At 70.5% G+C, this 23,938-nt stretch carries 22 protein-coding genes; 11 read left to right on the plus strand and 11 right to left on the minus strand.

Features of this window, described 5'->3' with window-relative positions; translation table 11 throughout:
• Positions 1 to 60 precede the first annotated feature (60 nt).
• From PP359_RS12535 to PP359_RS12550, 4 genes are read left to right on the plus strand one after another with little or no spacing between them, the layout of a single operon-like run.
• Positions 61 to 456: a TOBE domain-containing protein gene (locus PP359_RS12535; RefSeq protein ID WP_499250728.1), complete on the plus strand. Its 396-nt coding sequence runs from the start codon at positions 61 to 63 to the stop codon at positions 454 to 456.
• A complete protein-coding gene (gene modA, locus PP359_RS12540; protein WP_499250729.1) occupies positions 456 to 1,259 on the plus strand; it encodes a molybdate ABC transporter substrate-binding protein in 804 nt (267 codons plus the stop codon). The genes PP359_RS12535 and modA overlap by 1 nt, the downstream gene beginning before the upstream one ends.
• Positions 1,256 to 2,080, plus strand: a complete 825-nt coding sequence (locus tag PP359_RS12545; protein ID WP_499250730.1) for an ABC transporter permease — start codon at positions 1,256 to 1,258, stop codon at positions 2,078 to 2,080. Before modA ends, PP359_RS12545 begins: the two co-directional genes overlap by 4 nt.
• The gene (locus tag PP359_RS12550; protein WP_295776244.1) at positions 2,077 to 3,159 is read left to right on the plus strand and encodes a sulfate/molybdate ABC transporter ATP-binding protein; all 1,083 of its coding nucleotides are present in this window, start codon (positions 2,077 to 2,079) and stop codon (positions 3,157 to 3,159) included. The genes PP359_RS12545 and PP359_RS12550 overlap by 4 nt, the downstream gene beginning before the upstream one ends.
• Positions 3,160 to 3,183: 24 nt before the next feature.
• On the opposite strand, the gene PP359_RS12555 is transcribed toward PP359_RS12550, so the two are convergent.
• The gene (locus tag PP359_RS12555) at positions 3,184 to 3,699 is read right to left on the minus strand and encodes a tetratricopeptide repeat protein (protein WP_499250731.1); all 516 of its coding nucleotides are present in this window, start codon (positions 3,697 to 3,699) and stop codon (positions 3,184 to 3,186) included.
• Positions 3,700 to 3,827: 128 nt separating this feature from the next.
• Between PP359_RS12555 and moaA the strand changes: the two genes are divergently transcribed.
• Positions 3,828 to 4,886 (plus strand): GTP 3',8-cyclase MoaA, encoded by a 1,059-nt coding sequence (moaA, locus tag PP359_RS12560; protein ID WP_499250732.1) that lies wholly within the window; start codon positions 3,828 to 3,830, stop codon positions 4,884 to 4,886.
• Positions 4,887 to 4,888: 2 nt separating this feature from the next.
• Here moaA and cydC read toward each other — a convergent pair whose 3' ends face one another.
• The 5 genes from cydC to PP359_RS12585 form a co-directional block, all read right to left on the minus strand.
• Positions 4,889 to 6,568, minus strand: coding sequence for a thiol reductant ABC exporter subunit CydC (cydC, locus tag PP359_RS12565; RefSeq protein ID WP_499250733.1), 1,680 nt, complete (start codon positions 6,566 to 6,568; stop codon positions 4,889 to 4,891).
• Positions 6,565 to 8,250, minus strand: a complete 1,686-nt coding sequence (gene cydD, locus PP359_RS12570; RefSeq protein ID WP_499250734.1) for a thiol reductant ABC exporter subunit CydD — start codon at positions 8,248 to 8,250, stop codon at positions 6,565 to 6,567. Before cydD ends, cydC begins: the two co-directional genes overlap by 4 nt.
• Positions 8,251 to 8,328: 78 nt before the next feature.
• Positions 8,329 to 9,363 carry a cytochrome d ubiquinol oxidase subunit II gene (cydB, locus tag PP359_RS12575; RefSeq protein ID WP_135949457.1) on the minus strand — a complete coding sequence of 345 codons (1,035 nt, stop codon included), beginning with the start codon at positions 9,361 to 9,363 and terminating at the stop codon, positions 8,329 to 8,331.
• Positions 9,364 to 9,371: 8 nt separating this feature from the next.
• The gene (locus tag PP359_RS12580) at positions 9,372 to 10,817 is read right to left on the minus strand and encodes a cytochrome ubiquinol oxidase subunit I (RefSeq protein WP_039411509.1); all 1,446 of its coding nucleotides are present in this window, start codon (positions 10,815 to 10,817) and stop codon (positions 9,372 to 9,374) included.
• A gap of 100 nt (positions 10,818 to 10,917) precedes the next feature.
• The gene (locus PP359_RS12585; RefSeq protein WP_378795206.1) at positions 10,918 to 11,541 is read right to left on the minus strand and encodes a helix-turn-helix transcriptional regulator; all 624 of its coding nucleotides are present in this window, start codon (positions 11,539 to 11,541) and stop codon (positions 10,918 to 10,920) included.
• 225 nt (positions 11,542 to 11,766) lie between these two features.
• Between PP359_RS12585 and PP359_RS12590 the strand changes: the two genes are divergently transcribed.
• Both PP359_RS12590 and PP359_RS12595 read left to right on the plus strand, forming a co-directional pair.
• On the plus strand, positions 11,767 to 14,592 hold the full coding sequence (locus PP359_RS12590; RefSeq protein WP_499250735.1) for a lamin tail domain-containing protein: 2,826 nt from the start codon (positions 11,767 to 11,769) through the stop codon (positions 14,590 to 14,592).
• Positions 14,593 to 14,601: 9 nt separating this feature from the next.
• A complete protein-coding gene (locus PP359_RS12595; RefSeq protein WP_112930862.1) occupies positions 14,602 to 15,906 on the plus strand; it encodes an alpha/beta hydrolase in 1,305 nt (434 codons plus the stop codon).
• Positions 15,907 to 16,171: 265 nt separating this feature from the next.
• Here the strand turns inward: PP359_RS12595 and PP359_RS12600 are convergent, their stop codons facing one another.
• From PP359_RS12600 to PP359_RS12620, 5 genes are all read right to left on the minus strand, one after another.
• Positions 16,172 to 17,104, minus strand: coding sequence for an extracellular catalytic domain type 1 short-chain-length polyhydroxyalkanoate depolymerase (locus PP359_RS12600; RefSeq protein WP_499250736.1), 933 nt, complete (start codon positions 17,102 to 17,104; stop codon positions 16,172 to 16,174).
• A gap of 22 nt (positions 17,105 to 17,126) precedes the next feature.
• Positions 17,127 to 17,771 carry a dihydrofolate reductase family protein gene (locus tag PP359_RS12605; protein ID WP_294944627.1) on the minus strand — a complete coding sequence of 215 codons (645 nt, stop codon included), beginning with the start codon at positions 17,769 to 17,771 and terminating at the stop codon, positions 17,127 to 17,129.
• Positions 17,772 to 17,939: 168 nt separating this feature from the next.
• Positions 17,940 to 18,971: an LLM class flavin-dependent oxidoreductase gene (locus PP359_RS12610; protein WP_135949454.1), complete on the minus strand. Its 1,032-nt coding sequence runs from the start codon at positions 18,969 to 18,971 to the stop codon at positions 17,940 to 17,942.
• Between the two features lie 45 nt (positions 18,972 to 19,016).
• Positions 19,017 to 19,508: an FBP domain-containing protein gene (locus PP359_RS12615; protein ID WP_499250737.1), complete on the minus strand. Its 492-nt coding sequence runs from the start codon at positions 19,506 to 19,508 to the stop codon at positions 19,017 to 19,019.
• A gap of 184 nt (positions 19,509 to 19,692) precedes the next feature.
• Positions 19,693 to 20,025: a hypothetical protein gene (locus tag PP359_RS12620; RefSeq protein ID WP_347417604.1), complete on the minus strand. Its 333-nt coding sequence runs from the start codon at positions 20,023 to 20,025 to the stop codon at positions 19,693 to 19,695.
• A gap of 56 nt (positions 20,026 to 20,081) precedes the next feature.
• Here PP359_RS12620 and PP359_RS12625 point away from each other — a divergent pair, with 56 nt between their 5' ends.
• Genes PP359_RS12625 through PP359_RS12640 form a run of 4 tightly spaced genes read left to right on the plus strand, consistent with a single transcriptional unit; the run spans position 20,082 to position 23,925 of the window.
• The gene (locus PP359_RS12625) at positions 20,082 to 21,032 is read left to right on the plus strand and encodes an aldo/keto reductase (RefSeq protein ID WP_039411528.1); all 951 of its coding nucleotides are present in this window, start codon (positions 20,082 to 20,084) and stop codon (positions 21,030 to 21,032) included.
• Between the two features lie 20 nt (positions 21,033 to 21,052).
• The gene (locus tag PP359_RS12630; RefSeq protein WP_294947403.1) at positions 21,053 to 21,799 is read left to right on the plus strand and encodes a sulfurtransferase; all 747 of its coding nucleotides are present in this window, start codon (positions 21,053 to 21,055) and stop codon (positions 21,797 to 21,799) included.
• A gap of 50 nt (positions 21,800 to 21,849) precedes the next feature.
• The gene (locus PP359_RS12635; protein WP_294947400.1) at positions 21,850 to 22,926 is read left to right on the plus strand and encodes a DNA glycosylase AlkZ-like family protein; all 1,077 of its coding nucleotides are present in this window, start codon (positions 21,850 to 21,852) and stop codon (positions 22,924 to 22,926) included.
• 33 nt (positions 22,927 to 22,959) lie between these two features.
• The gene (locus PP359_RS12640) at positions 22,960 to 23,925 is read left to right on the plus strand and encodes a hypothetical protein (RefSeq protein ID WP_499250738.1); all 966 of its coding nucleotides are present in this window, start codon (positions 22,960 to 22,962) and stop codon (positions 23,923 to 23,925) included.
• The last annotated feature ends 13 nt before the right edge of the window (positions 23,926 to 23,938 follow it).

Below are 23,938 nucleotides of genomic sequence, written 5' to 3' on the forward strand. Positions count from 1 at the left end.
GCCGCAACTGCGTCTTCGAAGCCCGCCCTCTCGCCGCAGATGCGCGATATGGTCGGCGGTATGCGTTCTTATCGTGTTACGGAGGCCGCGCGTCTGCTGGGTGTGAGCGACGACACCGTCCGCCGGTGGATCGATCACGGCATCCTTCCGACGACGGGAGTCTCGCCGGTGGAGATCCCGGGTGATGCCCTCGCCGCGCGAGCCGTCGAGGTCGCGCACGCCGCCGCGGACCCCGCCGATGTGCTCTCGAGTGCCCGCAACCGCTTCGTCGGACTGGTCACGCGCGTGCAGCAGGACGGTGTCATGGCGCAGGTCGACATCCAATCGGGCCCGCACCGCGTGGTGTCGTTGATGTCGTCGGAAGCGGTGCGCGACCTGGGACTCGAACCCGGTGCGCTCGCCGTCGCGGTCATCAAAGCCACCACCGTCATCGTCGAGACCCCGAGGGAGCACTGATGCGCACACGATCGCGATACGTCCTTGCGGCCCTCCTCGCCGGGGTCGTGGCGCTCGCCGGCTGCAGCGCGGCGGGGGGATCGGCGGATGCCGACCGCACCGCCTCCGCGGCGGCGTCGTCGGACGCCGTGACCGGGGAGCTGACCGTCTTCGCCGCGGCGTCGTTGAAGGCGGCCTTCACGCGGCTCGCCGAGCAGTTCCAGGCGTCGCACCCGGGCGTGACGATCCGTCCGATCAGCTACGACGGATCGTCGACGTTGGCGACGCAGCTGATCGAGGGGGCCCCGGCCGACGTCTTCGCCTCCGCCGACGAGAAGAACATGCAGAAGGTCGTCGCCGCCGGACTCGCGTCCTCGCCGCAGCCGTTCGCGACGAACGTGCTCACCCTCATCGTCCCTTCGGGAAATCCCGCCGGTGTGCACGCGCTCGCCGACCTCGCCACGCCGTCGCTGCGTGTCGTCCTGTGCGCGGCCGAGGTGCCGTGCGGCGCGGCATCGCAGACGCTCCTGCAGAAGGCGGGCGTGACGGCATCCGTCGACAGCTACGAGCAGAACGTGACCGCCGTCCTCACGAAAGTGGCCAGCGGAGAGGCGGATGCCGGTCTCGTGTATGTGACCGACGCCGCGACGACGGCCGCCGTGCAGACGGTGGCGACGCCGGGCGCGGATGCCGTGGTCAACACGTACCCGATCGTCGCCCTGGACGACGCGGCGAATCCCGCGGCGGCACGGGCGTTCGTGGACTTCGTGCGCTCCGACGCCGCGCGCGTCACGCTCACCGACCTCGGTTTCGGCACGCCGTGACGGCCACGACCGCCGGGCGTCGCGCGCAGCCGCGGGGGTTCGTCCCGACCGTGCTGGCGGTGCCGGCGGTGCTGGGCCTCGCGGTGCTCGTGGTGCCGTTGACCGCGCTCGTCGGGCGTGTCGACGTCGCGACGTTCTGGGCCGACATCACCTCGCCGGCAGCGTTGTCGGCACTCGGGCTGTCGTTGGTGACGGGAGCGGTCGCGACCCTCGTCTGCATCGTTCTCGGCATCCCGCTGGCGCTGTGGATCGCGCGGTCGGGACCGCGGCTGGCGGGGGTGCTGCGGGCCGTGATCACCGTGCCGCTCGTGCTGCCGCCGATGGTGGGCGGGGTCGCGCTGCTGTTTCTGCTGGGACGCAACGGGTGGCTCGGGCAGGCGCTGGCGGTGATCGGCGTGCGGGTGCCGTTCACGACGGCGGCCGTGGTGATCGCCCAGACCTTCGTGGCGCTGCCGTTCCTCGTGCTGGCGCTCGAAGGGGCGCTCCGGGCGACCGGCACCGGTTACGAACGTGCCGCGGCGGCCCTGGGCGCGGGCCGGTGGCGCATCCTGTGGCGGATCACGCTGCCGCTGGCCGCGCCCGGCCTCATCGCGGGGGTGGTGCTGTGCTTCGCGCGCGCGATCGGCGAGTTCGGCGCGACGGCGCTGTTCGCCGGCAACGCACCGGGAGTGACCCAGACGATGCCGCTCGCGATCTACACGGCCTTCAACGGTGCGGGGGTCTCGCAGGGCACCGCCGTGGCGCTCTCGCTGCTGCTGCTGGTGACGGCGCTCGCGGTGCTGTTGGCCGTGCGGGCGTGGCGGCCGGGGGCGACGCGATGAGCGGGGCGATGCTCGAGGCGCACGTCGTCGTGCGCCGGGAAGGCTTCGTCCTGGATGCCGAGATCTCGGCATCCGCGGGGGAGGTCGTCGCGGTGATGGGCCCGAGCGGTGCGGGGAAATCGACGCTCGTCTCGGTGATCGCGGGGCTGTCGCCGCTGAGCGATGGCGCCGTCCGGGTCGCCGGCGAGGTCGTCTCTTCGCCGCGCGCACAGGTGACGCCGCAGCGCCGTGGCGTCGTGCTCCTGGGGCAGGAACCGCATCTGTTCCCGCACGTGAGTGCGCGCGACAACGTCGCCTTCGGGATGAGTGCGCCGGACGGTCGGGCACGGGCGGCCGCGCGCGTGGAGCGTCGCTCGCGTGCCGAGCGGGCGCTCGCCGAGGTGGGGCTCGCCGGGGTCGGCCATCGCCGCCCGGCCGAACTGTCGGGCGGTCAGCAGCAGCGGGTCGCGCTCGCCCGTGCGCTTGCGACCGTCCCGCGTGTGCTTCTGCTGGATGAGCCCTTCACGGCGCTCGATCCTGTCACGGTGGCCGATCTGCGTCGGATGCTCGCCGAGCGGCTGCGCGCCGCCGGCACCACGGCGGTGTTCGTCACGCACGACGTGGTGGATGCCGTCGCGGTCGCGGATCGCCTCGTCGTGCTCGAAGCCGGGCGCGTGATGCAGTCCGGTGCGGTGCGTGAGGTCCTGACGACGCCGGCGACGGACTTCGTCGCGGCGCTCGCCGGCGTCAACCGGGCGGCCGGGCGCGTGGAGGACGGCGTGTGGGCGGCCGACCGGCTGCGTCTGCCCGCACCCTCGAGCGTCGAGGGCGACGCCGCGGCGCTCATCCCGATCGGTGCCGTGCGGCTCGATGCCGCGGATGCCGGCGTCGCGGGCCCGGGCTCGATCGATGGCGTCGCGACATGGTCGGCGCGCGTCGAACGCATCGAGGCAACGCCCTCGGGCGCGCGCGTGCACACGGCGTCGCCGGCGATCGTCTGTGAACTCACCGTGGCACAGATGCTGGCCGCGGCGATTGCGGAGGGCGACCGGGTGGTCCTGTCGGTGGACACCGCCGACGTGCGGATCGTCGCCGCATGAATCGGCGCCGGCGGCATGCTGGTGTCACGTCTCGGTGTCGATAGCGGTGTCGAGGTGTCGCAGGAAGTCGGCGTGTGCCCGCAGAGCCGGGCGATAGCGATCCAGTTCCGTCGCCGGCGCGTGCGCGGCGATGACGTCGAGCAACTCGGCGAAGGCGGCGTGGACCTGGCCGGCGGCATGTCGGCTGAGGGCCTGGAAGACGGCGAGGGAGATCGCGTCGGGAAACTCGCGGCGTGCGTCGGCGAACACCCGGAGGGAGTCGTCGAGCCGGTCGAGGTTGCGCAGCGTACTGGCGTACTGCAAGAGGCATCGGCGGCGGACGTCGCCGGTGAGGCCTGCTTCGAGCGCGCGTGGATACAGAGCCGCGGCCGCACTCTCGTCGCCGGCGGTGTCATATGCCCCCGCGAGCTCGTACAGAACGCGCGCGTGGTCGGGATGCCGCGCGTGGATCTCCTCGAGCGCCGCGACCGTCGGCGCCATGTCATCGCGATCTCGTGCCGCGAAGATGCGGTCCAACTCGTCGTCGAGGCTCTCACTCATCCACCGATCCTCTCAGAACGGTGGGGCGCGTCCGGCGAGCCGTGCGCGAACGTGCGGCGATCCGTCTGCTCGGCGGGCGAAATCCGCCATTCGGCCTTCCCCCTCCATTCGCCGGGTAGCCTCGGACCATGCCCGCCGTCCCGCTGACCCTGCGCACGGGACGCGCCACGTCAGCGCTGCCGACGGCCCCCGGCGCGCCGCTCGTCGACCGTTTCGGCCGCGTGCACCGCGATGTGCGGATCTCGCTGACCGATCGCTGCTCCCTGCGCTGCACGTACTGCATGCCCGAGCAGGGCAACGAATGGCTCGCGCGCACGAGCATCCTCTCCACGGACGAGATCGTGCGCGTCGCGCGCATCGCCGCGGCATCCGGGATCTCCACGTTCCGACTCACGGGAGGCGAGCCGCTGCTGCGCGCCGACATCGTCGAGGTTGTGCGGCGGCTCGCCGCGGTCGAAGGCCCCGACGGGCCGGTCGACATTGCCCTGACGACGAACGGCATCCGTCTCGGCGACGTACTGCCCGATCTCGTCGACGTCGGTCTGCGCCGCCTCAACATCTCGATCGACACCCTCGACCGCGACCGCTTCCGCGACCTCACCCGCCGCGACCGCCTCGACGAGGTCGTGGCAGGCATCGCCGCGGCATCCGCGTCGGGACTGCGCCCCCTCAAGCTCAACGCGGTCGCGATGCGCGGCATCAACGACGACGAACTCGTCGACCTCGTCGCCTTCGCGCTCGATCACGGCGCCGAGATGCGCTTCATCGAGCAGATGCCGCTGGATGCCGGGCACACGTGGGACCGCACACGCATGGTGACCCGCGAGGAGATCCTGGCAGCGCTTTCGACCCGGTGGCACCTCGAGCCCGTCCCCGGCCGCGGCGGCGCACCCGCGGAGCGCTTCCTGCTCGACGGCGGGCCGGCCTCGGTCGGCGTGATCGCCTCGGTGACGGCGCCGTTCTGCGGCGCCTGCGACCGCCTGCGGCTCACCGCCGACGGGCAGCTGCGCAACTGCCTGTTCTCCAACGACGAGTACGACCTCATGCCGCTGCTGCGTGCGGGCGCCGACGATGTCGCGATCGACGCGCTGTTGCACGAGTGCATCGCCGGCAAGCTTCCGGGACATGCGATCGATGACCCGTCGTTCCTGCAGCCGGTGCGCGGGATGAACGCGATCGGCGGCTGAACTCAGTCTTCGATGCGCCCGCCGGTCAGCCGCACCGTGCGGTCGACGAGGCCGGCGGGAACGTCCACGTGCGAGATCAGCACGACGGCACGATCCGGACCGACTGCCCCGAGCAGGTCGGCCAGCAGTGCGTCGGACGCGTCGACGTCGACACCGGCGGTCGGCTCATCGAGCACGAGCACGGGGAAGCCGTGCAGCAGAGCCCGGGCCAGCGCGATGCGCTGGGCCTGCCCGCCCGACACGAGCGCCCCGCGTTCGCCGACCCGCGCGTCCAGGCCGCCGCGCGCGCTCAGCCAGTCACCGAGGCCCACGCGGTGCAGCACCGCCTCCAGCTCGGCATCCGTCGCCGTGTCGCGGGCGAACAGGAGGTTCTGCCGGATGTCCTCGTCGAAGAGCATGGGCTGCTGTTCGCACAGACCCACCGTCTCGCGGACGGTGTCGGGGTCGAGGTCGTGCACATCGACCCCGCCGATCGTGTACCGGCCGGCGCTCGTCTCCAAGAAGCGCACGAGGACGTGCGCCGCCGTGGTCTTGCCGGCGCCGCTGGAGCCCACGACCAGGATCCGCTCGCCCGGGGCGACCGTCAGATCCACCGCCTGCAGGGCGTCCTCAGCCGCTCCCGGCCAGCGCGCCGCGACGCCCTGCAGGACGAGGCCATCGCCGAGCGCGACGGCTTCGCGTGCGTGACCATCGTCATCGTGAGCGACCTCGGGCGGGATGCCCGCCGGAGTCTCGCCCGGCAGGGCTTCGGCGATCCGGGTGGCCGCGGCGCGTACCTGTCGCCATGATGACGCCGCGGCCGGAACCGCGGTGAAGACCTCGAACACGGCCATCGGCACGAGCACGGCCACGGCGAAGGCGGGGGCGGTGATCGTGCCGTCGCCGAGTGCCGGAACGGAGGCCAGGACGGCGACGACGGAGGCCGCGCCGGCCAGTACTGACACGACGGCGGTGGAGCCCGCCTGCGCCCCGGCGCGGCGGGTCACCGCCCGCCGCAGGGCATCGTCCGCCGCGGCGATGCGCCGCGCGCTCTGATCGTCGGCGCCGTACGCGGCGAGGACGTCCAGGCTTGCGAGGTGATCGAGCACGGCGTCGGCGAGACCGGCGCGCAAAGGCGCGATGGAACGCTCCGCGCGGGAGCCGGCCACCCATCCCCAGCCGACCGCCACGATGGCCGCCACGACGAGGCAGGCGAGGAGCGTGAGCGCCGCGGGCCACCAGACGATGCCGACGAGCACGACGGCGCCGAGGGCCGCCGCCGCCGACGATACGAGAGGCAGCACGACGCGCAGCGGCAGGTTCTGCAGCTCGTCCACATCGTCGACGAGCGCTCCGAGCACCGAGCCGCGCCGGGTGCGGGTCAGCCCGTCCGGGGCGAGCGGAATGAGCCGGCGCACCAGATCGGTGCGGGTCACCGCGAGCTGGCGCAGGGCCGCATCGTGGCTCGCGAGTCGCTCCGTGTAGCGGAAGGCGGCCCGACTGAGTGCGAAGGCGCGCACGCCCACGACGGCTGCCGACAGGTACATCACCGGAGGCTGCTCACTGGCGCGGACGATCAGCCACGCGCTGCAGGCGAGCAGCGCGACCGCCGAGGCCTCCGAGAGGAAGCCCGCTGCGGCGCCCGGCCAGAATCGTCGCAACGACGGCATCGCCCGGCGCAGTACGTCCGTCGTGGTGGTCATGCGCCGACCTCCGCCCGCGTCGCCGACAGCGTCACGACGCGGTCGGCGATCTCGCGCGCGCTGCGTCGGTGCGAGATCAGAAGCACCGTGGCGCCGTCGTCGGCGAGCCCGCGGATGCCGTGCCACAGGGCCGCCTCGGTCGCGGCATCCAGCGCCGAACTCGGCTCGTCGAGGGCGATGACCGGCGCACGGCCGCGGAGGTGGCGGAACACGGCGCGCGCCACCGCCAGCCGCTGGGCCTGCCCGCCCGACACGCCGGCGCCCTGGACGCCGAGTTCCTGATCCGGATCGAGGGCGTCGGCCTGTGCGACGGCGAGGGCACGCCGCACCAGATCGCGGCGTGACGCGGCATCCGTCTCGTCGTCGCCGAGCGCGACGTTCTCGGCGATCGTGCCGCCGACCAGGCCCGGGTGCTGGCCCGCCCAGGCGAGCCACGTCGCGGGGGAGAGGGTGTCGACGGGCGTGTCGTTCAGTCGTGCGTCGCCGTCGAAGGCCACCGCGCCGCGCAACGCGGCGAACACGCTGGACTTGCCGGCGCCGCTCGGGCCCTCGATCAGTGTCACGGTGCCGGGCTCGGCCACGAGGTCGACCGGCGGCAGCACGAGATCGCCCCGCCGCACCCTCAGGCCGCGCAGCACGAGGCGGGCCGGACCGGATGCCGCGACTCCGCGCCGTGCGTGCGCCGATCCGGCGGCGCGCGCCTCATCGAGCACCGCGAAGACGTCCTCGGTCGCCGCGACGCCCTCTGCCGCGGCATGGAACTGCACGCCCACCTGGCGAAGCGGAAGGTAGGCCTCAGGCGCCAGCAGCAGCACGAACAGGCCGACGGCCAGCGCCAGCGACCCGTCTACCAGCCGGAAGCCGATCGACACGGCCACGATCGCCACCGAGATCGACGCCAGCAGTTCGAGCGCGAATCCCGACAGGAACGACACGCGCAGCACCCGCATCGTCTCGACCCGGTATGTCTCGGTGACCTTCTCGATGGACCGGACGGCGCGGTGCTGACGCCCGAAGACCTTGAGTGTCGACAGGCCCTGGACCGTATCGGCGAAGCGGGCGGCCAGACGCCCCAGAGTGCGCCACTGCTTCTGCTGCACCGTTCGCGTCGCGAGGCCGATCAGCACCATGAACAACGGGATCAGGGGGAGGGTGAGCAGTACCGTCAGCCCGGAGATCCAGTCCTGCCACCACATCACGGCCACCAGCACCGGCGTCGCGATGACGGTGAGCACGAGCTGCGGCAGGTAGCGGCCGAAGTACGCGTCCAGCGCTTCGAGACCGCGCCCCGCGGTCACGGCGAGCTGGGCGGAGTTGCGTCCGGCGAGCCATCCCGGACCCAGGATGCCGACGGCATCCACGAGCTGCGCGCGCAGCTGCGCCTGCACGCGCGCGGCGGCGCGCGCCGAGAGGGCTTCGCGCGCCCAGAGCAGCAGCGCACGGGCGACGATGACGGCGGCCAGCGCGGTCAGCAGTGCGGTCAGCTCGGCCCACGGCATCCCGTCGATCGCGCGCGTGATCGCGTGCGTCAGCAGCCACGCGAACGCGACGACGACCGCGGTCTGCAGCACGCCGATCACCGCGATCGCGGCGAAGAACGCCCGTGATGCCGACGCGTAGCGCACCAGTCGCGGGTCGACGGGCCGCACCCGCGTTCGGCCCTGGTCGGCTTCGGTTGCCATTCTTCGATCCTGCCTCATAAACGGACACCGGCCCCGGTCCTCACCCGTGGGGTGAGCGCCGGGGCCGGTGCAGCGCACTCAGTGGGCTGCGGTCAGCTCCGCCTTCTCGATCGTCGTGCGGGTGATCCGCTTGCGGAAGATCCAGTACGTCCACGCCTGGTAGGCGAGCACGAGCGGCAGGAAGATGAGCGCGGCCCACGACATGATCTGCAGCGTCATCGGCGTGCTGGACGCATTCGAGATGGTCAGGCTGAAGGCGTCATCGGTCGTCGACGGCATGACGTAGGGGAACAGAGCCAGCCACAGGGTGAGCACGGCGAACACGATCGTGACCGCTCCGGCCGCGAAGGCCTTGCCGTCCCGGTCGGCCATGTTGAACCACACCGACAGGAGCAGCGCGACGGCCGCGATCACGCCGCACGCGATGACCGCCCACAGCAGCGGGGCGCCGCGACCGGCGGCGAGGAAGATCGTCCAGACCACGGTTCCGGCCGCGAAGATCACGGTCGGGATCGCGAGCTTCTTGCCGAGCGCCTGCGCGTCGTGGTGCACCTGACCGTCGGTCTTCAGGCCCACGAAGTAGACGCCGTGCAGGAAGAACAGCAGCAGTGTCGTCACGCCGACCCAGAGCCCGTAGGGGTTCAGCAGCGTGAGGAGCGAGCCGGTGAAGTTCTTGTCGGCGTCGATCGGCACGCCCTGCACGATGTTCGCGACCGCGACGCCCCACAGCAGCGCGGGCACCGCGGAGCCGATCGTGATCATCCAGTCGAAACGGCGCTTCCATCGCAGGTCGTCGCGCTGGTGGCGGTACTCGAACGAGACGCCGCGCGCGATCAGCGCGAGCAGGATGAGCAGCAGGGGGAGATAGAAGCCGCTGAACAGCGTGGCGTACCACTCCGGGAAGGCCGCGAACAGGCAGGCGCCCGCGACGATGACCCAGGTCTCGTTGAGGTCCCAGATCGGTCCGATCGTGTTGATCACCTGGCGTCGCGACACCTCGTCCTTGCCGAGGAAGGGCAGCGACATGCCGACACCGAAGTCGAAGCCGTCGAGCACGAAGTAGCCGACGAACAGCACTCCGACGATGAAGAACCAGAGGTAGGCGAGGTCCATGTCAGCTCCTAGTACACCGTGGACGGGGTCTGATCGACCGGGACATCGGACGGGTCGGGGTCATCGGGTCCGGGCAGGGGCTGCGGACCCTCCTTGACCGTCTTGACGATGAGGCCGAACTCGACGACCGCGAGGATCGCGTAGATCGCGGTGAAGGCGATCAGCGAGATCAGGACGGTCCAGCCGGGCACGTTCGGCGAGACGCCGTCCTGCGTGAGCATGAGACCGAACACGATCCAGGGCTGACGTCCCATCTCGGTGAAGATCCAGCCGACGAGGATGCCGAGCAGGGCCAGCGGCGCCTGCCAGACGGCGAGCCGCCACATCCAGCCGGCGACCGGGCGCTTCGCGTTCTTGCGGGTGACCCAGAGGCCCGCGGCCGCGATCGCGGTGGACAGCAGGCCGAAGCCCATCATCCAGCGGAAGGCCCAGTAGGTGACCCACAGGACGGGCGCGAAGTTGCCGCCGACCTGATCGGCGAACTGCGGGAACATCTGCGTCGTGTACAGCTGGTTGAGGTCGTTGATGCCCTCGACGCAGCCGTTGAAGTCGTGGGTCGACAGGAATGCGAGCACGTACGGAACGCGCAGCGACCACACTTCACCGGTGCCGTCAGGGGTGCCGATCGAGAAGATCGAGAAGGAGGCATTGGCCCCGCAGGCCGAGTTGAACATCGCCTCGGCGGCGGCCATCTTCATCGGCTGCGTCTGGACCATCACGAGTCCCAGCTGGTCGCCGGACAGGAACACCGCGACGAAACCGATGATCATCGCCCAGAGGCCGAACTTCAGCGCCGGGCGCAGCATCTCGATGTTCTGCTTGCGGGCGAGGTGCCAGGCGGATGCCGCGATCACGACACCGGCGGAGAACATGATCGCCGCGGAGATGGTGTGCGGAAACTGCGTCAGTGCGACCGGGTTGGTCAGCACCTGCCAGAAGTCGGCCATTTCGGCGCGGTGACCCGCGGCCGACATCTGGTAGCCCTTCGGGTTCTGCATGAAGGCATTGGCCGCGAGGATGAAGTACGCCGACAACCAGGTGCCGACGACCGTCATCCAGATGGTGAGCAGGTGGATGCGCCGGGGGAGCTTGTTCCACCCGAAGATCCACAGACCGATGAACGTGGCCTCGAAGAAGAAGGCCATGAGGCCCTCGAAGGCGAGCGGGGCTCCGAAGACGTCGCCGACGAAGCGGGAGTAGCTCGACCAGTTCATGCCGAACTGGAACTCCTGCACGATGCCGGTGACGATGCCCATCGCGAAGTTGATCAGGAAGATCTTCCCGAAGAAGCGCGTCAGGTGCAGCCACTTCACGTCACCGGTGCGGTGCCACACCGTCTGGAAGATGGCGACGAACAGCGACATGCCGAGCGTGAGCGGCACGAAGATGAAGTGGTACAGGGTCGTGAGGCCGAACTGCCAGCGTGCCAGCAGTAGCGGGTCCAGGAAGTCCATCGTCATCCTTCCGAGGGCGGGAGTCTTCTTCGAGACTGAAGCTACACAGGGATTTCCCAGCCGCAGGCGCCCTGGGCCGTGAAAAAGAAAGGCGTTCTGATCAGGCCGTGGCGCCGGCGAACATCAGCTGGACGACGCACTCGCGCGGGTCGCACGAGGGGCGCATGTCGTCGACGGCGAGCGGCCCACCGGCGGCGCTGAGCACGCTCTGCATGAGCCCCAGGTGCACGCGGCAGAGCACTTCGCGATGCTCGGCCTGCGAAGACGCGTGTGCGCAGGGGGTGAGGTCGACCGTGAGCTCGCGCTCATCGACGAGGGGATCGAAGCCGGCGTCGATCAGGTCTTCCACGAGGGCGTCGACCTGGTGGAGGGCTTCGGTGTCCAGCTCGGGGGCGGCCCCCGGCAGCACGCGACGCATCAGATCGCCCCGCTCTGCGGCGGCGCGCACCTTGCGGCGCTGGATGGGGCTGGAGGCGAGGACGCCGTCGGCCGCACTGTAGAGGACTCGGGGGCGGCCGCGAGTGGTGCGGTGCTCCGCCGCCGACACGACGTAGCCCTCGTCGATCAGGCGCTGCAGATGCTCGCGCACGGTGTTCGGGTGCAGGCCCGTCGCCTCGACGATCTCGGTGATCGTGCGACGCGGCTGCTCCTGGACGAGGTGCAGGATCTCGACACGTGAATAGCTGGAAATGGCGCTGTACCCAACCGGGCGACCTGTGGTCATACCTCACATTATTCACGGTGTCGCTCGTGTGCGCCACCCCCGATCTGCGGGGGGTTTCTTCCGGCGGGGCGGAAGGCGGTCCGATGGGTGGAAACGCGGGCGTCGGCATCCGTTCACCTGCCGTCGATGCGGCGTTCTCCCGCACCCGCAAACGTCGGCAGAGTCGCCGTCGCGGCGGCCCCGCCGACCCTCTCATCGAGCGTTCGTCTCGAGTCTGGAGCCGACTTGTCCTCCTCGTCTTCGCGTCTGCGCCTGATCGCGCTGCTGACCGCCGGACTCGCCTGTCTGTCAGCGGGCATCGCCGTCGCCCTCCCCGCTGCCGCCGTGCCGACGCCCGCGGGGGTCGTGATCAACGAGATCGAGTCCGACGACGGCAAGAACCCCGACTGGATCGAACTGGTCAACACCTCGAGCGCACCGGTGGACATCTCCGGCTGGATCCTCAAGGACGACGACGACAGCCGCACCGATGCGGTTCCGGCGGGAACCACGCTCGCGCCCGGCGCCTTCTACGTGTTCACCGCCCCGGCGATGTCGTTCGGACTCGGCAAAGCAGATGCGGCACGTCTGTTCCGTCCCGATGGCACAACACTCGTCGACTCGTACACGTGGACGGCTCACGCGACGGTGACCTACGGCCGGTGCCCGGACGGCGTCGGTGGGTTCTCGCAGACCACGACGGCGACGCGGGGCGCGTCCAATGCCTGCGGCGCGGCGACCCCGACTCCCACCCCGACCCCCTCGCCGACGAGCGCGGTGCCGCCGTCCGGCGCCGTGGTCGTGAACGAGGTCGAGTCCAACGGCGGTGACCCCGACGACTGGTTCGAGCTCTTCAACACGACGAACGCCGCGATCGACCTCACCGGCTACGAGGTGCGCGATGACGGCGACGCCTCGGACCACCGCTATGACCTGCCGTCGGGCTCGATCCTGCCCGCGCGGGGCTTCCTGGTCGTGCAGAAGAGCGTCGGCTCCGCCCCCGGGTTCCCGTTCGGGCTCGGCAGTGCCGACAAGGTGCGCCTGTTCGCGCCGGATCGCACGACGCTCGTCGCCGAGGCGGCATGGGCGGCTCACGCTGCGACGACGCTCGGTCGCTGCCCCGACGGCACCGGCGAGCTGCGGGAGACGGCCGCGGCGACCAAGGGGGCGGCCAACGCGTGCGGTGTGCCCGTGGCGATCAACGAGGTCGAGTCCAACGGCGGCAGCCCCGATGACTGGATCGAGCTCGTCAACCGCTCCAACGCCGAGATCTCGGTCGCGGGCCTGGTCGTCACCGACTCCGAGATCACGAAGAACCGCTACACGATCCCGGCGGGCACGACGATTGCGGCCAAGGGCCACCTCGTCCTCGAGAAGGCGGCGTTCGGTTTCGGTCTGGGCGGGGCCGACGCGGTCCACCTCTTCGACAGCGACGGTGTCACCGAACTCGATGCGACATCGTGGACCGCACACGCCGCCACCACCTGGGGGCGCTGCCCCGACGCCACGGGCTCGTTCGGCGAGACCGTGGAATCCACCCCGGGCTCTGTGAACGCCTGCACCGCAGATGCACCCACCGCCGAGGTGTGGCCGGGCGGTGCGAGCGTGCGGGTGCTCGATGCCAAGAACGAGTACCCCGACGCGAACCTCAGCGGGCTCGATGTCGCGGACGGCGCACTGTGGGCCGTGGAGAACGGCCGCGGCCGGCTTCACCGCATCGTCCCGCAGGGCGATGGGTGGGTGCAGGCCGCCGGCTGGGCCGACGGCAAGGCGCTGCACTACCCGAACGGGTCGGGACGGGTGGATGCCGAGGCGGTCACCGTGGTCGGCGACGCCGTGTATGTGGGCAGCGAACGCGACAACGACAACAACAAGGTCAGCCGCCCCGCGGTGCTGCGCTATCAGCCCTCGACGTCGGCGAGCGAGCTCGTCGCGACGGCCGAGTGGAACCTCGCCGCCGATCTGCCGGGGCTCGGAGCCAACGCGGGCATCGAGGGTCTGACCTGGATTTCGGACGCATGGCTGACCGCTCGCGGGTTCGTCGATGCGACCACGGGCGCCGCGTACGTCCCGACGCGCTACCCCGGCCACGGTGACGGTCTGTTCTTCGTCGGCGTCGAGGGGACGGCGGCGGTCTATGCCTATGCCCTGGCCGCCGACGGCGGATTCTCACGCATCGCGACGATCCCCTCGCCGTTCCCGATCGTCGCGGAGGTGCAGTTTTCCGGCGATCGCCTCTGGATCGTCTGCGACGACGCGTGCGACGGCCGCATCGCGACCTTCGAGATCACCCCGCCGTCTGCCGGCACGGCGGGCGGCACATTCCGCCAGACGCATCTGTACGCACGCCCGGCGCAGACCGCGAACGTCGCGAACGAAGGGTTCGCCATCGGTGACACCTGCGTCGACGGCGTCGCGGAGACCTTCTACGCCGACGATGCGCGTACCGACGGCTTCTCGCTGCGCAGCGGCACGATCGCCTGCACCGCCGGCTCTTCCACGCCCACACCGCAGCCGACACCGCAGCCGACCCCGACCGTCACACCGACATCCGCGCCCACGCCGCTGCCGTCGCCGACCCTCGCCCCGACCGCCGGCGCGACGACGCCCGTCCCTCCCGCCGCATCCGCGCTGACCGGCGCGAACCGGGGCGGGCTGAGTGGTCCGGCATCCGCGCTGCCCGGCCAGACGGTCACGATCACCGTTCCGGCGGCGCTGCCCGGCCAGACGGTGGACATCTGGATGTTCTCGACCCCCGTCCACCTCGGTGCGGCGACCGTCACGGCGGCGCACACGGTGTCGGCGGCCCTGCCGCTGACGGCGTCGGCGGGTGTCCACCGCCTGGTCGTGACCGATGCCGCCGGAGCAGTACTCGGCTGGACGGAGATCACGGTGAACGCATCCGCGCTGGCGAGCACGGGCTCCGACGCGCAGTCGCTTCCGGCGCTCGTCACGTTCGCGCTGATCGCGCTGCTCGCGGGTCTCGGCGCGCTGCACAGGCGCAGCCGCCGGCGACGAGTCGGGGAGATCTCTCCCGCGGCGCTCAGCGATGGCCAAGGTGTGTCGCCCTAGAGTCGGTGCATGCAGATCTGGCAGTTGCCGATCATCGATGGCGCTGTCCCGATCATCGTCTACACGATCGCGGGAGCGTTCCTCCTGGTCGTGCTCGTGCGCCGCTGGAACAGGCGCAGCATCCTGTGGGCCGCGGGCGGCGCGATCGTCGGGGCCGGGCTCGGCGTGGCGCTCGTGCACATCGTCGACCGGATGCAGCTGTTCGGGACGGCGCCTCTGCCGGTCTTCGTCGTGCAGTGGGCCGCCGGCGCCCTGGCCGCCTCGGGAGGGGCCCTCGCCGCGATGGTCGGCGCGCGGTGGTGGCGGCGGATCGTTTCCGCCCTCGCCGTGGTGGCGTTCCTGCTCGCCGCGACGATCGGCATCAACGCCGGCTTCGGCCTGAACCCCACCTTGGCGACGCTGTTCGGCGTATCAGGCTACGACCGGCTCGATCTGCCCGATGTCGGGCCGACCTCCGGGGTTCCGACCGTTCCGCTGGCTCAATCCTTCGTGCCGCCTGCCGGGATGCCGGCCAAGGGGTCGCGCGGCACCCAGATCATCCCTGCGACGGCATCCGGGTTCGCGGCGCGCCCCGCGGGTCTCTATCTTCCCCCGGCGGCGCTCGTCGCCAACGCCCCGGCCCTCCCGTTGGTCATCATGATGATGGGCCATCCCGGAAACCCCGACCCGACCGCGATCAGTGACGTGCTCGACGAGTTCGCTGCGCGCAATCACGGCCTGGCGCCGATCGTGATCGTCGCCGACCAGGTCGGATCCGCCAACGCCGACACTGCGTGCGCCGATTCCGCGGCGCTCGGTCGGGCGCGCACCTATGTGACGCAGGACGTCGTCGCATGGGCCAAGACGCACCTGCACATCATCGACGACCCCGCCTTCTGGACCATCGCCGGATATTCCAACGGAGGAGGGTGTGCGATCTCGTTCGGGGCCGACTATCCGACGATGTGGAAGAACATCCTCGACATCTCGGGGGAGCCCTTTCCGGGATCAGAGCAGGTCGCCAACATCACCAAGACCGTGTACGGCGGCAGCGGCGCGGCGTTCGAGGCTTCCAAGCCCGTCAACATCCTGGCGGCTGCTCCGGCCGGGACGTATGCCGGGATGACCGCGGTGTTCACGGCGGGATCGGCCGACCCTGCCTATATGGCGCATGCCGACACCGTGGCGGAGGCCGCGCGAAAGGCGGGGATGACCGTCACCCGGTACGACATCCCGGGGGTCGGGCACACGGGAGACGCGTTGAAGCTCGGCCTGGTCGAGGGATTCACCGTGCTCTATCCCGTCCTCGGCCTCTCGGTCGGCACCAAGCTTTAGCGAGCTGTTGACTTCTTGTCAAGACTGACTTCCTCAAGATTTGCGCAAGATCCATGCGTTCCGAGTGGTCGGCACGCCCGTCCGAAGCGTTCCATTCACTCGAATGTGGAGGTCAGCGCAAGATTGGCTGTATTCGCTGGGCGTGCGCGGCTCGGGGACGTAGCGTCGTGACTACGCGATCCGGCGCCCGAAGCCGGACAGCGACACGATGAAGGCGATCGTCGGTCTGGGGGGATGCGACGGTCGCCTTCATCGTCCTGCCCGCTCAGCCGGATGCCGCTCGCCGGTGCGCGTCGAAGAACGACCACAGCTGCGCGGTGGCGTCCCATCCGCGGTACACCTGCTCGCCCTGCGGCGTGGATCCGCCGTCGGGCGAGGGCCATTCGTGGCCGTACCCGGCGATGCTGACCAGCTGCACCGCGCGGGAATCGGGGCAGGCCGCCGTCTCGGTGCTCAGCGGCGGTGCCGAGGTGGTGACGTCCTCGTCGCACGACGCCGCGCGCGCCCAGAGCGTGTGCACATCCTGCTGTGCGGTGGCGTCGATCCGGGCGGTGCCGACGGTGGACGCACCGCCCTCGTAGAGCACACGGGTGTCGTCCACGCCGTGAACGGCGATCACCGAGATCGGGGCGGGAGCCGCGCATTCCAGCCCGACCGGCATCGTTCCCGACACGGGGCCGATCGCGGCGAACAGCGTCGTCTGGCACGCGAGTCGGTAGGCCATCATTGCGCCGTTGGACATGCCGGCGCCGAAGACGGCCCCGGTATCGATCGAAACCCGCTTCTGCACGTCGGTGACGGCCGCAGCGATGAACGCCACGTCGTCGGTGCCGTCGCGGGCGGGCCGCCCGCAGCATCCCCCACCTGCGTTCCAGGCCCGGCCATCGCCGTCCGGGTAGAGGATGACGACGCCGTGCTCGTCGGCGATCCGGTCCCACCCGTACGACGCCTCGGCCTGCTGCGCCGACCCGTAGCCACCGTGCAGCATCACGACGAGTGCCGCCGGCGCGGAGAGGTGAGCGGGCACGTACAGCCGATACGACCGGTCGTGGCCGCCGACGGTGAGGCGATGCTCCGAGCTTCCGGGGGCGCTGACGCCGGCCGTGGAGAGCGCAGGCGGGTCGAACCGAGAGCCGGCGCACGCGGTGAGGCTCGCCATGATCGCGAGCAGTGCGATGACGGTGATCGCCCGGCGCATCCGCGGCTGCCTTCCCGATGCCTCAGCGGCGGAACGTGAGGTGGGTCACGCCGCTTTCGGCTGCCTCGGCGCGCACCTCGTACCCGTTCTCCAGGCCGCGCAGGTCGTCCCAGAGGCGGATGCCGCGCCCCAGGATGATGGGCACGACAGCGACGTGCAGCTCGTCGACCAGGCCGGCATCGAGGAAGGAGCGCGCCGTCCTGGCGCCCCCGCCGATACGGATGTCACCCCCGGCGGCGACGGCGCGCGCCTGGGCGAGGGCATCCTCGGCTGACGCATCGATGAAGCGGAAGCTCGTGCCGTTGGCCATCTCGATGGACGGCCGCGGCGTGTGGGTGAGCACGAACACGGGCACGCGGAACGGCGGCTCGTCCCCCCACCATCCCCGCCAGTCGGGGTCGTCGCCGTGGTCGTGCAGGCCGAACATGCCCGCGCCCATGATCTCGGCGCCGAGGTCGGCGAAGTAGCGCTGCGCATACTCGTCGTCGACGCCGGTGGTCCCCGCGCCCGTGTCGTCGTGCAGCACGCGCTCCCGGAACGTTCGCGTCGCGGTGTAGTCGCGGGTCAGGCGCCCCCAATCGTCACCGAAAGGGTTCTCCGGGGTCTGATCGGTCGTCGTCGCGAATCCGTCGAGGGAGATGTTCAGGTCCAGGCGCACACGGCTCATGACGACCAGCGTCGGTCATCGTCAGCCTCCGCGCAAGGTCGCCCCGGCGCTCGCCCCGCGCGCATCGGATTCGGATCTGCGCACCGGATGCGGATGCCGCGGCATCCACGGTCCGCATCCGGTGCGCATCTCCGAATCTGCGCGTGCGAAACCCCCGCGAGCGACGGGTCAGGCCGACGCGAGGGTGGACTGCCAGCCGAGGGCGGGCGCGACGTGCGTCGCGAACGACTCGACGATGCGGAGGTTGAACTCCACGCCCAACTGGCTGGGGATGGTGAGCATCAAGGTGTCGGCGGACATGACCGCGGCGTCCTGGAGCAGCTGCTCGACGAGCACGTCGGGGGCGGCGGCATACGTCTTGCCGAACGTCGAACGGAAGCCGTCGATGTAGCCGATGCCGTCGCCCTCCTGACTGTGGCCGAAGTACAGCTCGTCCTCGGCGGTCGTGATCGGGAACACCGATCGGCTCACCGAGACCCGCGGCGTGCCGGCGTGGCCCGCCTGCGCCCAGGCGGCGCGGAAACGATCGATCTGCTCGGCCTGCAGGATGTCGAACGGGCGCCCGTCGGCCTCGGTGACGAGGGTCGAGGACATCAGGTTCAGTCCCGTGCGTCCCGCCCACTCGGCCGTGTCGCGCGAGCCCGCGCCCCACCAGACGCGCGAGCGCAGACCCGGCGCGTGCGGCTCGATGCGCTGCAGTCCGTGACCGCCGCCGAAAGGCGAGTTGGCGTCGCGCTCGGCCAGGCCCTCGCCGTCGATCGCGCGCAGGAACAGGTCCATGTGCTCGCGTGCGAGGTCGGCGCCGCGCGGGTCGGATGCCGTGTAGCCGAACTTCTCGTAGCCGCGCACGACCGTCTCGGGTGACCCACGGCTGACGCCGAGAGCCAGCCGACCGTCGGAGATGAGGTCGACCGCGGCCGCCTCCTCGGCGAGGTACAGCGGGTTCTCGTAGCGCATGTCGATGACGCCGGTGCCGACCTCGATCCGCTTCGTTTTCGCGGCCATCGCCGCCAGCAGCGGCATCGGGGCGGCTTGCTGGCGGGCGAAGTGGTGCACCCGCACCGCGACACCGTTGACACCGAGATCGTCCATGCCCTGCGCGAGATCGATCGCCTGGTGCAGCATGTCGCCGGCGGTCAGCTCGCGACCGCCGCCGAGCGGGCCGTAGTGGCCGAACGAGAGAGTTCCGAAACGTTGCATGATGGCGACAACGCTACGCTTCCGATATCCATTCCGCTGAATGGGTCAACGGCCGTCGCGGACGCTGCGCACGAAGGCCTCGACGTTCTCGCGCAACGCGGCGATGCGCGTCGCGCGCGCGGCATCGACGTCGAACCCGATGTATGCCGACGCGGGGCGGCGTCGCACGTTCTCATTGCATTGGAAGCGGTCGCAGGCGAGCGTGCCGACCGTGTCACCGCGCCGTCCGGCGTCGCCGACGCGCTTGGCCGTGAACAGCAGCACGTCGTTGGGCAGATGGATGTCGTTGCACCACGAGCACTGCGCGCGATTCTTCGGTCGAGCGTCGGCCTGTCGCAGCAACAGCCCGGTCGGTTCCCCGTCGAGTTCGACGACGACGTAGCCCACCAGCGCGAGCTTGCGGTCGCGTGCGCCGTAGAACTGCAGCGCGTCCCAGGGTGTGTCGGAGACGCCGTTCGGGAGGGTGAGGCTGCGGCGCTCGGACTGGGTGACGTTGATGAGCGATGCGCGGATCTGCGCTTCGGTGAGTGCGTGCATGAGCATGCCTTTCGTGAGGTCGTAGGAGCGGATGCCCTGGCGGCATCCGTGAAGCGAGGTCGACGGTCGGCGCCGGGCGCGTCTGACACGCGGCTCACGGCGCCGAGGCGAACTCACCTCTCATCGGCGAAGAGCTCGCCGATGACCTCCCTCTGGCCCGCACGTCGGGGGCCGTTCCCGATACTCACCCCTCCAGGCTACGCCTCTGGTCTGGGGTGGTGGCGCGCGGGGGCCGAAGGCCGGTCTCGATCACGATGCGACCGTCCGTGATCACGCCCGGGCCGTCACCGGGAATCGGGGCGGGAGCGGGAGTGATCTGCTCGGCTTCCCACACCGCCTGCGCCTCTGCCGCGCTCGGACGCCAGACCTCGTCGAACCCGAAGGAGCCGCCGGACGGCCGAGAGACGGCCTCGCCTCGCCGGCGTCGGCGCGCCGTGTCCCAGGCATACCAGCAGAACCACAATGGTGCCGCGCTGAGGATCGCCAGGAAGAACCACATCACGGCAGCCCCGATCATGACGTCAGCGTAAGACCCGGGGAACACCTCCGCCACGGCGGTGGTTGGATCGAGGTATGACCCGCATCGCGCACACCGACATCGACGTCTTCCCCCTCGCCCTCGGCGGCAACGTGTTCGGCTGGACGGCCGACCGTGAGGAGTCCTTCCGGATCCTCGACGCGTTCCACGCCGGCGGCGGCACCTTCATCGACACCGCCGACTCCTACAGCGCCTGGGCGCCGGGACACACCGGAGGCGAGAGCGAGACGATCATCGGCGCATGGCTCGCCGAGCGCGGCCACACCGACGTCACGGTGGCCACCAAGGTCAGCCAGCACCCGCAGTTCAAGGGCCTTGCGGCATCCACCGTTCGTGCCGCCGCGGAGGCTTCGCTGGAGCGGCTGGGCGTCGAGTCGATCGACCTGTACTACGCGCACTTCGACGATGCCGACACGCCCCTGGAGGAGACGGTCGCGGCCTTCGGCCAGCTCGTGTCCGACGGCCTCGTCCGCTACACCGCCGTGTCGAACTACTCCGCCGACCGCATTCGCGAGTGGGTGCGCATCGCCCGCGAGCTGGGCGTCGCCGAACCCGTCGCCATCCAGCCCCACTACAACCTCGTGCACCGCGAGACCGAGAACGACATCGTGCCGGTCGCCGAGGAGTTCGGCCTGTCGCTGGTGCCGTACTTCTCGCTCGCGAAGGGCTTCCTGACGGGCAAGTACCGTTCCACGGACGCCGCCGCGCACGACACCCCCCGCGCGCAGGGAGCGGCCGTGTACGCCACCCCCCAGGGGCTTCAGATCATCCAGGTGCTCGAGCGGATCGGCGCCGCGCACGACGTGTCGATCGCCGCGACCGCCCTCGGCTGGCTGCGCGCGAAGCCGACCGTCGTCGCCCCGATCGCGTCGGCCTCGAAGCTGTCGCAGGTCGCCGACCTTCTCGACGGCGGCCGCGTCGAGCTGACGGCCGACGAGGTGGCCGAGCTCGACGAGGTCTCGGAGTGGACTCCGACCGACATGTGAGCGCGCCGTAGGCTCGAACGGTGTCTGCCCCTCCCGCCGTGCTCAACGTGTCCGCCTACCTGTTCACCGCGCTCACGGATGCCGCGCAACTGCGCGGGCCGATGCGGGAGCGTGCGGTCGCTGCGGGGCTGAAGGGGACGATCATCCTCGCCGAGGAAGGAATCAATCTCTTCCTGGCGGGTGCGGCGGAGCCGTTGCGCGCCTACCTCGACGAGCTTCGCGCCGACCCTCGCTTCGCCCCGCTGCGGGCTACCGAGAGCTGGTCTTCCGCGCAGCCGTTTCGCAAGATGCTGGTGAAGCTCAAGCGGGAGATCATCCGGATGGACCGCCCGACGATCCGCCCGGCAGAGGGGCGCGCTCCGGCGGTCTCGCCGGAGACGCTGCGCCGCTGGCTCGATCAGGGGCACGACGACGCGGGCCGCGAGGTCGTCATGCTCGACACCCGCAACGCCTTCGAGGTCGACGACGGTGCCTTCGAAGGGGCCCTGGACTGGCGGCTGGAGCGTTTCACGCAGTTTCCGGATGCCGTCGCCGCACATCGTGGCGAGCTGCGCAACAAGACGGTCGTCAGCTACTGCACCGGCGGCATCCGGTGCGAGAAGGCTGCGCTCGTCCTTCGCGAGGAGGGCATCGAGGCCTGGCAGCTCGATGGCGGCATCCTGGGGTGGTTCGCTGCGCAGGGGCAGGCGCACTACCGCGGCGACTGCTTCGTGTTCGATGAGCGCGTCGCCGTCGACAGTGCACTCGCACCGGCCACGGCGGGCTGAGGGCGGCACGGGCAGCGGTGCGTGTCCGTGACGGCGAGTACGCTCGCGGCATGCATCACCTGAGTCGGGAGCAGGCGCGACGCATCGCCGTGCGCGCTCAGCTGCTCGACGCCGACCGCCCCGGAGACGTCGTCGAAGTCGGCGAACAGCTCGGGTCGATCAAGATCGATCCCACGGCCACGATCGCGCCCGCTGAGCAGACCATCCCGTTCACCCGGATCGGCTGGGGGTACGAACCCGGCCAGCTCACCAAGGCGGTCGAGGACGATCGGACGCTGTTCGAGTTCGACGGGCAGTTCCACGCGGCATCCCTGCGACCTGCACTGCTCGCAGGCATGCGTGCGCGGGTGTTCCGAGCGCAGGCGGCGGGCTGGTTGGAGGCGAATGCGCGTTTTCGCGCAGACGTTCTCGCGCGCCTGCGCGCCGACGGCCCGTTGCTGGCGGGCCAGATCGACGATACGAGCCAGGTCGCGCACCAGGACGAGGCCGGCTGGTACGGCTCGAACCAGGTGCCGCGGATGCTCGACCTGCTGTCCTCCGTCGGCGAGGCGGCGGTCGTCGGCCGCGAGGGCCGCCAGCGCGTGTGGGACCTGGGTGAGCGGGTGTACGCCGACGTGCCCGTGATCGATCCCGACGAGGCCGCGCGCGTTGTGCAAGAGCGCCGGTTGCAGGCCGCCGGCATCGCGCGGCAGAACTCGCGATGGACGCCGGTGGGCACCGTGGGAGAACCGGCAACGGTCGAGGGATCGTCATGGTCATGGCGGGTCGATCCGGCAGCACTCGCCGCGCTCGACGACGACGCCGGAGGTCGGGTGGCGATCCTCAATCCGTACGACGGCATGCTCTTCGACCGTCCACGGTTGACCGAGCTCTTCGAGTTCTCCTTCGTGCTCGAGCAGTTCAAGCCCAAGGCCCAACGTCGCTACGGATACTTCGCACACCCGATCCTCGTGGGTGATCGCTTCGTCGGTCTCCTGGATGCCGAGCTGGACAAGAAGAAGGAGAACCTCGTGGTGACCGCCGTGCACGAGTTCATCGAGCTCGAACCCGAGGAGCGCGAGATGGTGGAGGCCGAGATCGGTGATCTGGCCGACTGGCTCGGTGTTCCCGTTCAACGGGCGCGGTGAGGCGCGCGGGTCTGGCGAGGGAGGGGTGTGCGCATGATCGACGAGACGGTTCGGGACTGGCTGCTCGATTCGGACCCCACGCTGCGATGGCAGGTCGAGCGCGACCTCCTGGACGAACCCGCCGAGGTGTGGCGCGCGACGCGCGCCCGAATCCCTCTCGAGGGCGACGGCGCGCGTCTGCTTTCGTATCAGGATCCCGACGGACAGTGGGCGGGCGGCGCCTTCTTTCCGGACGGCTTCGATGTCGCCACCCAGGATGAGATTCCCGGTCAGCCGTACACCGCGACGACCTGGACACTGACGACCCTGCGCGAGTGGGGGATGGATGCCGCCGCGCTCGGCGACACGGCCGACCGGCTGGCCGTGAGCGCCCGTTGGGAGTACGACGATCTGCCCTATTGGGACGGTGAGGTCGATGTCTGCATCAACGCGATGACGCTGGCGAACGGGGCGTGGCTGGGTCGCGACATGTCGCCGCTCGCCGCGTGGTTTGACGCTCATCAGCTGCCGGACGGCGGCTGGAACTGCGAGTGGGTCGACGGGTCGGTGCGCTCATCGTTCCACTCGACGATCAATGCCGTGCGCGGCCTGCTCGCGTACGAGGAGCTGACCGGTGACAGCTCTGTGGCGGCCTCGCGGCGACGAGGCGAGGAGTACCTGCTCGTCCGGCGTCTGCGCACCCGCCTGTCGACCGGCGAACAGGTCGGACCCTGGACGGATCTGCTCGTGTATCCCTACCGAGCGCCGTTCAGTGCGCTGAAGGCCGCCGACCACGTCACCGCGGCGGCCGTGCACGACGGCATCCTTCTGGATCCGCGCGCCGCCGACACTCTCGAGATCGTGCGTGCCGGCTGTCAGAGCGACGGTCGCTGGCTGCAGGGGTTTCACTTTCCCGGCGAGGTGTGGTTCCCCCTGGATGTCGAGGTCGGTGAGCCCTCCAGATGGGTGACGTTCCTCGCACTGCGCGCGCTGTCGCGGGCGGGAGCGGCGTCGGCCTGAGTGGGCCGTCACA

It is taken from the genome of Sphingomonas sp. BLCC-B65, assembly GCF_028550675.1.
Classification (GTDB): Bacteria; Actinomycetota; Actinomycetes; order Actinomycetales; family Microbacteriaceae; genus Microbacterium.

Excerpts from the sequence above, each read along its gene's own strand:
- PP359_RS12535 (WP_499250728.1), top strand. The coding sequence starts at position 61 with ATGCGTTCTTATCGTGTTACGGAGGCCGCGCGTCTGCTGGGTGTGAGC.
- modA (WP_499250729.1), top strand. The coding sequence starts at position 456 with ATGCGCACACGATCGCGATACGTCCTTGCGGCCCTCCTCGCCGGGGTC.
- PP359_RS12550 (WP_295776244.1), top strand. The coding sequence starts at position 2,077 with ATGAGCGGGGCGATGCTCGAGGCGCACGTCGTCGTGCGCCGGGAAGGC.
- PP359_RS12555 (WP_499250731.1), bottom strand. The coding sequence starts at position 3,699 with ATGAGTGAGAGCCTCGACGACGAGTTGGACCGCATCTTCGCGGCACGA.
- moaA (WP_499250732.1), top strand. The coding sequence starts at position 3,828 with ATGCCCGCCGTCCCGCTGACCCTGCGCACGGGACGCGCCACGTCAGCG.
- cydC (WP_499250733.1), bottom strand. The coding sequence starts at position 6,568 with ATGACCACCACGACGGACGTACTGCGCCGGGCGATGCCGTCGTTGCGA.
- cydD (WP_499250734.1), bottom strand. The coding sequence starts at position 8,250 with ATGGCAACCGAAGCCGACCAGGGCCGAACGCGGGTGCGGCCCGTCGAC.
- cydB (WP_135949457.1), bottom strand. The coding sequence starts at position 9,363 with ATGGACCTCGCCTACCTCTGGTTCTTCATCGTCGGAGTGCTGTTCGTC.
- PP359_RS12580 (WP_039411509.1), bottom strand. The coding sequence starts at position 10,817 with ATGGACTTCCTGGACCCGCTACTGCTGGCACGCTGGCAGTTCGGCCTC.
- PP359_RS12585 (WP_378795206.1), bottom strand. The coding sequence starts at position 11,541 with ATGACCACAGGTCGCCCGGTTGGGTACAGCGCCATTTCCAGCTATTCA.
- PP359_RS12595 (WP_112930862.1), top strand. The coding sequence starts at position 14,602 with ATGCAGATCTGGCAGTTGCCGATCATCGATGGCGCTGTCCCGATCATC.
- PP359_RS12600 (WP_499250736.1), bottom strand. The coding sequence starts at position 17,104 with ATGCGCCGGGCGATCACCGTCATCGCACTGCTCGCGATCATGGCGAGC.
- PP359_RS12605 (WP_294944627.1), bottom strand. The coding sequence starts at position 17,771 with ATGAGCCGTGTGCGCCTGGACCTGAACATCTCCCTCGACGGATTCGCG.
- PP359_RS12610 (WP_135949454.1), bottom strand. The coding sequence starts at position 18,971 with ATGCAACGTTTCGGAACTCTCTCGTTCGGCCACTACGGCCCGCTCGGC.
- PP359_RS12615 (WP_499250737.1), bottom strand. The coding sequence starts at position 19,508 with ATGCACGCACTCACCGAAGCGCAGATCCGCGCATCGCTCATCAACGTC.
- PP359_RS12620 (WP_347417604.1), bottom strand. The coding sequence starts at position 20,025 with ATGATCGGGGCTGCCGTGATGTGGTTCTTCCTGGCGATCCTCAGCGCG.
- PP359_RS12625 (WP_039411528.1), top strand. The coding sequence starts at position 20,082 with ATGACCCGCATCGCGCACACCGACATCGACGTCTTCCCCCTCGCCCTC.
- PP359_RS12635 (WP_294947400.1), top strand. The coding sequence starts at position 21,850 with ATGCATCACCTGAGTCGGGAGCAGGCGCGACGCATCGCCGTGCGCGCT.
- PP359_RS12640 (WP_499250738.1), top strand. The coding sequence starts at position 22,960 with ATGATCGACGAGACGGTTCGGGACTGGCTGCTCGATTCGGACCCCACG.